Consider the following 12179-nt stretch of genomic DNA (forward strand, 5'->3'; position numbering starts at 1 on the left):
ATTGAATCAATAGTCATGAAAAAAATTAGCATCCTTAGTCTTCTCGCCTTATGTATAGGATTGTTATGTGCCAGTGAGGCTTTTGCCCAGTATGGATATGGTTCACCCTATGGAAACAGGTATGGAAGAAGACAAAGTACCCTCCCTCAAGTACAGTCTACCCCAAAAGAAGAGGAGCCACCCACAGCAGAAGAGGTGGTAGATGGGCAGATGCCCTCGATTACAGAGGCTTTGGGCCTTAACCCTTTTGAGGAGGCCGTAGTGCGTACTACTTTGGTGCAATCGGTCCAAAAACGCATAGAACTTCAAATTTTGGGTCTCGAGCCATTGAAGGCCAAAGAAGAAATAGAGAAGATCGAAAAAATACAAAATGAGGAGTTAAAGGCCGGCTTACCGGAGGACAAATACAACGCATTCATGGAACTCCAAGAAAACCGCTTCAAATCCACGAAGAAAAAGAAGAAAAAGAAAAAGAAAAAAGATTAACAAATCCTTAAGGTCATTGACGGGCCCAATTGTGCTGTTGACAGATATTAATTTCAGTTCTTCTGAATTTCCTACCACTTTTGTCGACTTAAAACCAAACTATGCACAAAATCATTGTCCCGTTATTTTTATTCGCTCTATTTGCGGTAAATACCCAAGCTCAAAATTCCATCACCATTTCTGGAAAAGTGGTCGATCAAGACTCTGGCCAACCATTGGAGTATGCCACTTTTGTGCTTCAAAGCTCCAATGACCCTGCCCAAGTCACCGGTGGAATAACAGATTTGGATGGTAAGTTTGAGGTTGAAGCCTCACCAGGTCAATATAATATCCGGGTTGAATACATCTCCTATAAAACCTATGCCCGTACCAATCAAACCTATAACGCTTCCACAAATTTAGGTTCCATTATCTTGGCACCCGATGTAGCACAACTGCAAGAAGTTGAAGTAGTTGGGGAAAAAACCACTGTGGAGGTAAGACTGGATAAAAAGGTCTATAATATTGGAAAGGATATTACCACTAGCGGAGGTAACGTTAGTGATGCACTGGGCAATATTCCTTCTGTTTCAGTGGATGTTGAAGGTGCCATAAGTTTACGGGGGAACGAAAATGTTCGGATATTGATCAATGGGAAACCTTCCGCATTGGCAGGATTTGGTTCAACCGACGCCCTACGCCAATTACCGGCAGATGCCATTGAAAAAGTGGAGGTAATTACCAGTCCGTCTGCCCGTTATGATGCAGAAGGAACAGCGGGAATCCTGAATATCATACTCAAAAAGGAAAAGACCTTGGGTATCAACGGGTCCGTGAATACCACCGTGGGTATCCCTTTCAATGCAAGGGCAACGACCAATTTTAATCTTCGCACTGAAAAATTCAACATTTTCAACACATTGGGGTATTTCCACAGGGAATCTCCAGGAGAAGGAAGAAATGACAATACTTACCTTTCCGATGCAAGTCAGTTTGATAGGATTATTGAAGAAAGGGACATCAGCCGTAATGATGATGGTTTTAACATAAATCTTGGGATGGAATATTTCCTAACGGATAAATCTTCCATTACCGGTAGTGTTTTCTTTAGATGGTCCGATGAAAATGACTTGACGGAAAACGACAACCAGCGGTTTATAGACAACAACTTGGACAGCCGAACCTTTAGAACGGAAGATCAAGGCGAGGATGACCGTAGCAGTCAGTATTCCTTAAACTATACCAATAACATCAATGATAGCGGCCACAAGCTTACCGCAGATTTTCAGTATTCAACAGATGATGAGGATCTTTTGACGGTAATACAGGAAAACAACACCTTTCCAAATGACAATTTATTGGCGCTTGAGAACATTTATGAAAAGCAGACCCAAGATGATATTTTAGCCCAGATAGATTATGTCCTACCCATGGGCGATGCGCAATTTGAGGCAGGTTACCGAGGTAATTTTGAAAAGGAAGTCAATGATTATCAATTAGATACCTTGAATCAAGGTACAGGTAATTTTGAGACCAACACCGACTTGACCAATATATTTACGTACCACGAGAACGTAAACGCACTCTACACCCAATATGGTAACAAATATGGCAAGTTCTCCGTTTTGCTAGGCTTGCGCTTGGAAAATACCCAAATGAAAGGGAGTGTGGATTCTGACATTGATGGCGCTGTATTGGATGAGCTCATCGGGCAAGATGTTGACCTTAATTTTGATAAAAATTATTTGGGTCTATTCCCTACGGTTAACTTGGTTTTTGAAATTTCCGAGACCCAGAACATCTCTCTTGGATACAACAGAAGGATCAACAGACCTAGGGGCTGGTTTATTAACCCGTTCCCATCAAGATCTAGTAGAACCAACGTTTTTCAAGGGAATCCAGACCTAGACCCTGCATTTGCCAATGCATTTGACTTGGGATACATGAAAAGATGGAAAACCTTGACCTTCACTTCTTCCATTTATTACCAAAAAGAAACAAGATCTTTTGAGTTCATTACGGAAGAAACAGGCCAGGTAACTTCAGACGGCATCCAGATCATCCGATCTTTGCCCATTAACCTATCCACCAATGAACGTGTGGGTGCGGAAGCAGGTGTAATGTACAGTCCTGCAAAATGGTGGAGATTGAATGGGAGCGTCAACTTCTTTTTGTTCAGCACGGATGGAGAGTTCAACAACGTAGATTACGGGGCCTCCAACTCGAGCTTTTTCACTAGGTTAAGTTCCAAGTTTACACTACCGGCCAAAATGGAGCTTCAGGCCAATTCATTTTACATGGGTCCACGACAAAATGCCCAAACCGAAACCGATGCAATGTTTTCTTTGGACATGGCATTGAGCAAGGATTTGTTTCAGGATAAGGCTACACTTTCTTTGAATGTCAGTGATATGTTCAACTCAAGAAGGCGCCAAAGCTATACACAAACTGCTTCGTTTATCAGGGACAGTGAATTTCAGTGGAGAAAAAGACAGGTGAACCTATCATTTATATACCGATTTAACCAGCCTAAGGACAGAAGACAAGGAAACCGACCCGACGGGGATGAACGTGGCGGTGAAGAGCAGGGAGAGTTTAAAGGCGGAGGAAATTCCTAAGCTGGGACAAAAAAAAAGAAGCCAATTGGCTTCTTTTTTTTTATCTTCTTTTTTTATTCTTCGAGTTGGGCTTTTTTGGCCTCGCGTTTTTCTTTCATCATTTCCCTAAGGTTGCCGACCAACCAATAAGGGACCACAAAGGTCAATAAGAAAATCATCAACCAAAAACCGATGGTCAAAATTGTCAAAAAAGCTAAAAATCCTAGATATTGGTCAAATTCGAACATTATTCTTTCCTTTTGTATAACAAAGATACTTTCTTCTTTTCAAAAAAAACAAATCTGAAATCAAAAAAGTGTATTTGACAACAAGCACTACCATATAATTCTGTTAACAATTACCTTTGTAACTCAAAATTTTAAGAAATGAGCTTTAGAATTGAAAAAGATACCATGGGGGAGGTAAAAGTGCCTTCTGATAAATATTGGGGGGCACAAACCGAACGCTCCCGTAACAATTTTAAGATTGGCCCTTCCGCTTCCATGCCCTTGGATGTGGTATACGGCTTTGCCTACTTGAAAAAAGCGGCTGCATATGCCAATCATGAGCTTGGTGTCCTTGCTGTGGAAAAAAGAGATTTGATTTCCCAAGTCTGTGACGAAATCCTGGCCGGAAAACACGATGATCAATTTCCTTTGGTGATCTGGCAAACAGGATCAGGGACCCAAAGCAACATGAATGTCAATGAAGTGGTTGCCAACAGGGCCCACGAAATTGCAGGAAAAAAAATTGGAGAGGGCGAAAAGACCATCCAACCCAATGACGATGTGAACAAAAGCCAGTCTTCCAATGACACCTTTCCCACTGGCATGCACATTGCCGCCTATAAAAAGATTGTAGAGGTTACCATTCCCGGTGTGGAACAGCTCAAAAATACCTTGGAGAAAAAATCCAAAGAATTCAAGGAAGTCGTGAAAATTGGACGTACCCACTTAATGGATGCCACTCCCCTGACCTTAGGACAAGAGTTCTCCGGGTATGTATCACAATTGGAGCACGGACTAAAGGCCTTGAAAAACACATTGCCCCATTTGAGCGAACTTGCCTTGGGTGGAACCGCGGTAGGCACCGGACTTAATACACCAAAAGGCTATGATGTGTTGGTTGCCAAATATATTGCGGATTTTACAGGACTTCCATTCATAACTGCCGAAAACAAATTTGAGGCTTTGGCCGCACATGATGCCATTGTGGAAAGCCACGGTGCGCTGAAACAATTGGCAGTGTCACTCAACAAAATTGCCAATGATATCCGGATGATGGCCTCAGGTCCCCGTTCCGGGATTGGTGAGATCATTATCCCTGCCAATGAACCTGGAAGCTCTATCATGCCAGGTAAAGTAAACCCTACACAATGTGAGGCACTGACCATGGTGTGCGCACAGGTCATGGGCAACGATGTGGCCATAAGTGTTGGGGGCACACAAGGACATTATGAACTGAATGTATTTAAGCCCATGATGGCCGCAAATATTCTACAGTCGGCCCAATTATTGGGTGATGCCTGTGTAAGTTTCGAGGAAAACTGTGCTGTGGGTATTGAACCCAACCATCAAGTCATCAAGACCCTTTTGAACAATTCTTTGATGTTGGTTACTGCGCTGAATACCAAAATTGGCTATTATAAAGCCGCGGAAATTGCCAATACAGCCCATAAAAATGGTACGACTTTACGAGAGGAGGCCGTTAATCTTGGATACGTTACCCCAGAAGAGTACGATGCTTGGGTAAAACCGGAAGACATGGTAGGCAGCTTAAAATAGTTGTTGACCTTCTTAAAAAATAAAAGGCCCGTCCAAATTGGACGGGCCTTTTATGGTTTATGGATAGTGTGTGTATTATTTCAACTCAAATTTGGAAGTACCCAACAATTTCAACTTGCTGTCATAAACATTAACCATGTAGTTTCCTTTTTGGTAGTCACCTGCAGGCTTGTTTACGTAATCACATACATCCAAGGAGCTGTTCTCATAATAAAAGTTGGTTCCTTTGCTGTATGTAATGGAAGCGCCTTCCTCAGTAGCTTTGGTCAATCCTTCTCCAAGAACGTTTCCTTGAGGGCCCAATACTTCAATAAAGAACTCCCTGTCACCAGCCTCGGCAATGGTGTTACTGGCTACTGTAAAACATACTTTAAGTTTATCGGTAGCCCTGGCTCTTGAAGTAGATACCAATTTACCGCTGGTTCTTTCCTTCACAGCATCTACGCTGATAACGGAAAGGTTAAGTGCAGAACCTCTTTCAACCGCATCGGCCAATTGGGTGTTCTGTACAATCAAGGAATCGTTGAAAACAGTTTGCTTTTCCAATTCGGTGAACGTACTGTCACGTTGCATGGCCAACAAGCTATTGGACTGTGTCAAGGAATCTACTTGCTTCAATAGTTTTTCTCTTTCAGCCTTTAGAACGCTCACTTGTCTTCTGTATCTTGAAAGGGAAGCGATATCAGCTTTCATACCCTGTACTGAATCGATGTATTTTGCAATGTTGTCCCTTGCGGCAACCAACTCCTCATTTGTGGCGTTGCTTTCAAGGATAGCCTTGTCGTACTCAGATTTCAAGTTGTTCAAATCTTCTACAACCAACTCTTTTTCTTGGGTAAGGGCTTGAGTGGTCTCCTTTTTATCTTGGTAAAGGCTAACAGTGTAGATAATGGTTCCCAAAAGAACTACACCCAACAAACCAGCAATTACCTTCAATCCGTTGTTATTTTTTGCTTCTGTCATAACTTTTTGTGTTAATTGATTCTCGTTTAAGGTTTTTAATCAATCGTGTTTGGTTTATATACGCTTTAGATTGTTGTTTGGATCATTTCAAATAAAATAATCTTAAAAAAAATCGACGTTAACATCCATATACCTTAATTTTAAAGGAACTTCAAAAAAATCATCATGAAGAGAAAAATCACCATTTTGTGTTTAGGGATAGTACTGATTTCCAGTTGTAAATCAAAAAACAACCCAGATAAAGAAACAGAGGGGACCGCTGTAGAAGCTAAAGTGGCTGATGTCTCTTCAGAAGTTTCGATAATCCCTATTGAGCATGCCACAACGGTTTTGGAATGGAATGATATTACCTTATATATAGACCCTGTAGGAGGAAAATCCGCCTTTGAAGGACAAAACAGCCCTGATATAATTTTGGTGACGGATATACATGGTGATCATTTTAATTTAGAAACTATTCAGAAAATTATTACCGAAAACACTACAATCATTGTTCCCCAAGCTGTTGCTGATGAAATTCCGAGCGAATCTACCTTGACGTTGGATATCATGAACAATGGAGACACCAAAACCTATTCCGGAATAGAGGTTGAAGCCATTCCCATGTATAACTTACGGGAAGAAGCTTTGGATTTTCATACCAAAGGACGTGGAAACGGGTATGTACTGACTATAGGTGGGGAGCGTCTCTATTTTTCCGGGGACACCGAGGACATCCCTGAAATGCGAGCGCTAAAAAACATTGACAAAGCCTTTGTATGCATGAACCTTCCCTATACCATGACCGAGGAAAGTGCCGCGGATGCTGTTTTGGAGTTTCAACCCAAGGAAGTCTACCCATACCATTATAGAGGTCGACCCGATGTAAGCGATGTAAAAAAGTTTAAAGAGCTTGTAAACAAAGGAAATCCCGACATTAAAGTAGTACAATTGGATTGGTATCCAAACAACGATTTTTGATGGGATAAAATATTTCCCTTACATTGTCGTTAAGATAACAGACTTAACCAAATCAAAAAATACTTTACCATGGCTCCCAAATCCCATGTTTTAGTAGCTATTGCATTTTTCTGTGCATTCCAAGCTGCTTTCTCCCAATGTGACAATTTTTATTCTAAGGTGACCTATGCGCTGAACCATTGCAAAAAAGGAATGTCGGCCACCAATTTTGAGCACCAAATGTACTATGCCGAAAGGGCACTGACCGCTCTTGAAAAATCCAAAGCTTTTAGGGAAGAATGTGACTGCGCCAAGGCTGAGAACAAAACCTTGGACGCCCTAGAGACGTTGGACAAAGCCATTGAACCCGTTGATTGGGAAGCTGGCAGGTTCTTTACCAAAAAGGCCTTGGCACAAATCAATGAATTGATCACTATTTTGGATGAATGTACCTTAGGGGCTTCCTCCACGGTGACCATAGCTGACAATGCAACCAGCACTATGGAACATCAGGCCCATGCCGATGATGAAGCTCCCGAAAATGCTATGGAATTGGAGATGATCAAGGTATTTGAGAAACACTCCAGCGAAAAACTCAATTCGGCCCAACAGGCTATTGACCAACTTGTGGAACTTTCCAAAACCATTGGAAGCTCTCCTGATGGAAACAACAATGACCCCAATAGTTTGGAATATCACCAAAAAATGTATCTGGAAAACGCCAGAAAGCTTCTTGAGGAAGGACTGAAAAATATTGGCGGGGAGGAATAGTACTCCCGCTTACCTAATAAGTTTCTTATATTTGATACGCTTGGGCATGATATCCGTTCCCAAGCGTTTCTTTTTGTTCTCCTCATAATCCGAGAAAGATCCCTCAAAGAAATATACTTGTGAATCCCCTTCAAACGCCAGAATATGGGTGCAAATCCTATCCAAGAACCATCTGTCGTGGGAAATGATAACAGCACAACCAGCAAAATTTTCGAGACCTTCTTCCAAAGCCCTCAAGGTATTCACATCCAAATCGTTGGTAGGCTCATCCAAAAGTAAAACGTTACCCTCCTCTTTTAAGGTCATGGCCAAATGAAGTCGGTTACGCTCTCCACCGGAAAGCATGTTCACTTTCTTATTCTGCTCACTACCAGAGAAGTTAAATCGACTTAAATAAGCCCGGGAATTCACTTGCTTCCCTCCCATCATGACCAATTCCTGTCCATCACTGAAATTTTCCCAAATACTCTTTTCTGGGTCGATGTTGGAATGACTTTGGTCCACATAGGCCAACTTGGCGGTATCCCCGACAATGAATTCACCTTTGTCCGGGGTTTCCTCTCCCATGATCATTCTAAAAATAGTGGTCTTACCAGCACCGTTGGGACCAATGATCCCCACAATTCCTGCTTGGGGCAGATTGAAGTTTAGGTCTTCATACAACAATTTATCCCCGTAAGCTTTGCTTACCCCTTTGGCCTCTATGACATTGGTGCCCAATCGGGGTCCGTTGGGGATATAGATTTCCAGTTTCTCTTCAAGCTGTTTTTGATCTTGGCTAAGAAGTTTATCGTAGTTGTTAAGACGGGCTTTTTGCTTGGTCTGCCTTCCTTTGGCTCCTTGACGAACCCAGTCCAACTCCCGTTCCAAAGTCTTCTGTCTTTTGGAGGCCTGCTTGCTTTCTTGGGCCAAACGCTTGGCTTTTTGATCCAACCATCCAGAGTAATTTCCTTTCCAAGGAATGCCTTCACCCCTATCCAGCTCCAAAATCCAACCCGCCACATTGTCCAAGAAGTAACGGTCGTGCGTTACGGCAATCACCGTTCCCTTGTATTGTGCCAAATGGTGTTCCAACCAGTGTACGGACTCTGCATCCAAGTGGTTGGTAGGCTCATCCAACAAAAGCACATCGGGTTCTTGTAGCAATAATCTACACAAGGCCACACGTCTTCGTTCCCCTCCGGAAAGCACGCCTATTTTTTTGTCCGATTCAGGCGTACGCAGTGCATCCATGGCAATCTCCAACTTGGTGTCCAATTCCCATGCGTTCGATGCGTCAATTTGATCTTGAAGTACCGCTTGACGATCCATCAACTTTTGCATCTTATCCGCATCTTCGTATACTTCGGGTAGACCGAACATATCGTTGATCTTATTGTATTCGTCCAAAATGGCAACGGTCTCGGCAGCCCCTTCCTTGACAATTTCAAGGACGGTCTTTTCTTCATCCAATTGGGGTTCCTGTTCCAGATACCCAACCGTATATCCTGGAGAAAATACTACATCCCCCTGATAGTTCTTATCCACTCCGGCAATGATTTTGAGCAAGGTGGATTTACCGGAACCATTGAGACCCAAAATCCCAATCTTGGCCCCATAGAAGAAGCTTAGATAAATATTTTTAAGTACTGGGGTATTGGCCGTTTTAAAGGTCTTGGTAACCCCGGACATTGAAAAAATGACCTTTTTATCGTCTGACATTTGGCTGTGTTTAAAAATTAAGAAAAGAGAACTTTATACCCGTCCCTTGAGTGCATTGAAAACCCAAGCTACGGCAAAAAAACCGATGCCCACGGCTCCAAAACCGTATCCGGCCACTTCATCGTACTTGAAAGCGCCAAGTGCTATCATTCCAACTCCCACAAAAATCATAATCCAAGTGGCCCAAGCGAGCACAGTATTTTTGTTCATTCCCATATATATTGTTCTGTAGAAGGTCAAATATCGTAAAAAATGGACTATTCCAAAATGGTTATATGTCGATTATCCCTCAAAAGGGAACCGAATCCCGCATTTTTCACGCACAGTGTCCAGTAATTCAGCTACATCCAAACTATTTTGATGTGACCAAAGATCACTTTCCATTTTCTTCGCCCTTAAACATTGATGAACTTCCAAAATCTCGTAGTAAAATCCTATTCCTTTTAACGGGTGTTCAAAAGTCTCGGAAACACCATCCTTCAGCAAGGTATAGGCATCGGCCTCGTGCCATCTCGAAGGAAGGAAAATTTCCCCTTGGCTTCCTGATAGTTCCGCTTCGGTACGGGTCCTGCTGGTAAATCCGCTGTAAAGCACGGCTTGCGCCTTGGGATATTGGAAAATCATTGAGGTCTGTAATTCCGTTCCATTACTGTGGAAGTTCGATACGGCAAGGACTTCACTGGGCATTCCCAAAAACAGATACGTTAAAAAGATAGGATAGATCCCAATATCCAACAACGACCCAGAAGCTAAATCAGGGTTCAAAACCCTGGATTCCTCATCCCTGTCCAAGGCATAAAATCCAAAATCTGCATTGATGTGGGTCAAATCCCCTATCTCTCCATCAACCACCAATTGTTTTACTTTTTGAATAGAGGGATTAAAACGGGACCACAGTGCCTCCATCAGAAAGACCTTGTTCCGTTGGGCTACATCCACCATTTCCTGCACTTCAGCTTTGCTGACCCCCAAGGGTTTTTCGCAAAGTACATGTTTTCCAGACTCCAGGGCTTGCAAGGTCAATGCTTTATGAAACCGATGTGGTGTGGCAATATAGACCACATCCGCAGTATCGGAAGCAAATAGTTCCTCATAGCTTCCAAACACATTTTCAATGGCATATTCTGCGGCAAAATCCTGTGCTTTCCCCAACGAACGGGAAGCAACTGCCGTAACCTCGGCATCTTCCACCAATTGTAAATCTGAAATGAACTTCCGTGCAATTTTTCCCGGGCCCACGATGCCCCATCGTATCTTAGTTTCCATATGGAATCAAAAGTAATGATTATAACTCCTTATCTTTAGCCAATAAGAAGAAATTGACGGTACATGGATATCAACTTCAATAAAAACGAAGACCACAATAAACTCTTGCTTTCCCAACTGCGAAAGCGACTTGCCGAGGTTAAACTGGGCGGGGGAAAGAAACGCATCGAGAAACATCACGAAAAGGGTAAAATGACCGCCCGTGAGCGTATTGATTATTTATTGGACCCGAATTCCAAGGCTGTTGAAATTGGTGCGTTTGCAGGAGATGCCATGTACGAGGAACATGGCGGATGTCCGTCTGCCGGGGTGGTGGTGAAAATAGGGTATATCCAAGGAAAGCAATGTGTGGTAGTGGCCAATGACGCCACGGTAAAAGCCGGGGCTTGGTTCCCCATTACCGGGAAGAAGAATCTCAGGGCACAGGAAATTTCCATGGAAAATAAATTGCCCATCATTTATTTAGTGGACAGTGCGGGGGTATACCTTCCCATGCAGGATGAGATTTTCCCGGACAAGGAACATTTTGGCCGAATTTTCAGGAACAATGCCATTATGAGCAGTATGGGCATTACCCAGATTTCCGCTGTAATGGGTAGTTGCGTGGCCGGTGGGGCCTATTTGCCCATTATGAGCGATGAAGCCCTTATTGTTGATAAAACAGGAAGTATTTTCTTGGCTGGAAGCTATCTGGTGAAAGCGGCCATTGGCGAAAGTATTGATAACGAAACCCTAGGTGGGGCCACCACCCACTCGGAAATCAGTGGAGTCACGGATTACAAGGCCAAGGACGATAAGGATGCGCTTGATAAAATAAAAAGTATCGTAGGCAAAATCGGCGATTTTGACAAAGCTGGTTTTAATCGGGTTGAAGCAAAAGACCCAACGGAAAACCAAGAAGATATTTACGGTATACTACCCAGTTCGCGGAGTGATCAATACGATATGCTTGAAATCATAAAACGATTGGTGGACAACTCTGAGTTTGAACAGTACAAAGAGGGTTATGGTAAAACTATTTTGACCGGTTATGCCCGAATTGATGGTTGGGCCGTGGGTATTGTGGCCAACCAACGGAAAGTGGTCAAGACCAAAAAAGGTGAAATGCGCTTTGGTGGAGTCATTTATTCGGATTCTGCAGATAAGGCCACCCGCTTTATTGCCAACTGCAACCAAAAGAAGATTCCCTTGGTGTTCCTGCAGGACGTGACCGGATTCATGGTAGGCAGCAAGAGCGAGCATGGGGGCATCATTAAGGATGGTGCCAAAATGGTGAACGCAGTGAGCAATTCCGTGGTACCCAAATTTACCATAATCATAGGGAACAGTTACGGGGCAGGAAACTATGCCATGTGCGGCAAGGCCTATGACCCTAGATTGATCGTGGCCTGGCCCAGTGCCGAACTCGCCGTGATGAGCGGAAACTCGGCCGCAAAGGTGCTGTTACAGATTGAAAAGGCATCCCTTGAAAAAAGTGGACAACCTTTGGATGCTGAAAAGGAAAAAGAATTGTTTGATAAAATCAAACAGCGGTATGACGACCAAATATCCCCCTATTATGCTGCGGCACGGTTATGGACGGATGCCATTATAGATCCCTTGGATACGAGAAAGTGGATCAGCATGGGGATTGATGCTGCCAACCATGCCCCCATTGAGAAAAAATTCAATATGGGAGTGCTTCAGGTATAAT

Annotated in this window: 11 protein-coding genes; 6 read left to right on the plus strand and 5 right to left on the minus strand. The window is 43.1% G+C overall.

Translation table 11 applies throughout. From position 1 onward, the window contains the following. The first annotated feature begins 15 nt into the window (after nt 1-15). Nucleotides 16-486: a hypothetical protein gene (locus DN53_RS11210; protein WP_129654375.1), complete on the plus strand. Its 471-nt coding sequence runs from the start codon at nt 16-18 to the stop codon at nt 484-486. Nucleotides 487-587: 101 nt separating this feature from the next. Beyond that, complete coding sequence (locus DN53_RS11215; RefSeq protein WP_129654376.1) at nt 588-3083, plus strand: TonB-dependent receptor; 2496 nt, start codon at nt 588-590, stop codon at nt 3081-3083. Nucleotides 3084-3136: 53 nt separating this feature from the next. On the opposite strand, the gene DN53_RS17945 is transcribed toward DN53_RS11215, so the two are convergent. Next, complete coding sequence (locus DN53_RS17945; RefSeq protein ID WP_165357395.1) at nt 3137-3310, minus strand: hypothetical protein; 174 nt, start codon at nt 3308-3310, stop codon at nt 3137-3139. Between the two features lie 138 nt (nt 3311-3448). Here DN53_RS17945 and fumC point away from each other — a divergent pair, with 138 nt between their 5' ends. Then, a complete protein-coding gene (fumC, locus tag DN53_RS11220) occupies nt 3449-4846 on the plus strand; it encodes a class II fumarate hydratase (protein WP_129654377.1) in 1398 nt (465 codons plus the stop codon). Between the two features lie 75 nt (nt 4847-4921). On the opposite strand, the gene DN53_RS11225 is transcribed toward fumC, so the two are convergent. Next, nucleotides 4922-5809, minus strand: a complete 888-nt coding sequence (locus DN53_RS11225) for a hypothetical protein (protein WP_129654378.1) — start codon at nt 5807-5809, stop codon at nt 4922-4924. 165 nt (nt 5810-5974) lie between these two features. Between DN53_RS11225 and DN53_RS11230 the strand changes: the two genes are divergently transcribed. After that, nucleotides 5975-6769 (plus strand): MBL fold metallo-hydrolase, encoded by a 795-nt coding sequence (locus tag DN53_RS11230; protein WP_129654379.1) that lies wholly within the window; start codon nt 5975-5977, stop codon nt 6767-6769. A gap of 69 nt (nt 6770-6838) precedes the next feature. Further along, a complete protein-coding gene (locus tag DN53_RS11235; protein WP_129654380.1) occupies nt 6839-7519 on the plus strand; it encodes a hypothetical protein in 681 nt (226 codons plus the stop codon). 9 nt (nt 7520-7528) lie between these two features. Here DN53_RS11235 and ettA read toward each other — a convergent pair whose 3' ends face one another. The 3 genes from ettA to DN53_RS11250 form a co-directional block, all read right to left on the minus strand. Continuing rightward, nucleotides 7529-9220 (minus strand): energy-dependent translational throttle protein EttA, encoded by a 1692-nt coding sequence (ettA, locus tag DN53_RS11240; RefSeq protein ID WP_129654381.1) that lies wholly within the window; start codon nt 9218-9220, stop codon nt 7529-7531. A gap of 33 nt (nt 9221-9253) precedes the next feature. Next, nucleotides 9254-9430: a CAL67264 family membrane protein gene (locus DN53_RS11245; RefSeq protein WP_236640936.1), complete on the minus strand. Its 177-nt coding sequence runs from the start codon at nt 9428-9430 to the stop codon at nt 9254-9256. A gap of 72 nt (nt 9431-9502) precedes the next feature. Beyond that, on the minus strand, nt 9503-10486 hold the full coding sequence (locus DN53_RS11250) for a Gfo/Idh/MocA family protein (protein WP_129654383.1): 984 nt from the start codon (nt 10484-10486) through the stop codon (nt 9503-9505). Nucleotides 10487-10549: 63 nt separating this feature from the next. Here DN53_RS11250 and DN53_RS11255 point away from each other — a divergent pair, with 63 nt between their 5' ends. Then, a complete protein-coding gene (locus tag DN53_RS11255; protein ID WP_129654384.1) occupies nt 10550-12178 on the plus strand; it encodes an acyl-CoA carboxylase subunit beta in 1629 nt (542 codons plus the stop codon). Nucleotide 12179 lies beyond the last annotated feature (1 nt).

The organism is Flagellimonas olearia, from assembly GCF_004150225.1.
GTDB lineage: Bacteria > Bacteroidota > Bacteroidia > Flavobacteriales > Flavobacteriaceae > Flagellimonas > Flagellimonas olearia.

Coding starts and splice junctions, on each gene's coding strand:
- DN53_RS11235 (WP_129654380.1), top strand. CDS start 6,839: ATGGCTCCCAAATCCCATGTTTTAGTAGCTATTGCATTTTTCTGTGCA.
- DN53_RS11215 (WP_129654376.1), top strand. CDS start 588: ATGCACAAAATCATTGTCCCGTTATTTTTATTCGCTCTATTTGCGGTA.
- DN53_RS11230 (WP_129654379.1), top strand. CDS start 5,975: ATGAAGAGAAAAATCACCATTTTGTGTTTAGGGATAGTACTGATTTCC.
- DN53_RS11225 (WP_129654378.1), bottom strand. CDS start 5,809: ATGACAGAAGCAAAAAATAACAACGGATTGAAGGTAATTGCTGGTTTG.
- DN53_RS11210 (WP_129654375.1), top strand. CDS start 16: ATGAAAAAAATTAGCATCCTTAGTCTTCTCGCCTTATGTATAGGATTG.
- ettA (WP_129654381.1), bottom strand. CDS start 9,220: ATGTCAGACGATAAAAAGGTCATTTTTTCAATGTCCGGGGTTACCAAG.
- DN53_RS11250 (WP_129654383.1), bottom strand. CDS start 10,486: ATGGAAACTAAGATACGATGGGGCATCGTGGGCCCGGGAAAAATTGCA.
- fumC (WP_129654377.1), top strand. CDS start 3,449: ATGAGCTTTAGAATTGAAAAAGATACCATGGGGGAGGTAAAAGTGCCT.
- DN53_RS17945 (WP_165357395.1), bottom strand. CDS start 3,310: ATGTTCGAATTTGACCAATATCTAGGATTTTTAGCTTTTTTGACAATT.
- DN53_RS11245 (WP_236640936.1), bottom strand. CDS start 9,430: ATGAACAAAAATACTGTGCTCGCTTGGGCCACTTGGATTATGATTTTT.
- DN53_RS11255 (WP_129654384.1), top strand. CDS start 10,550: ATGGATATCAACTTCAATAAAAACGAAGACCACAATAAACTCTTGCTT.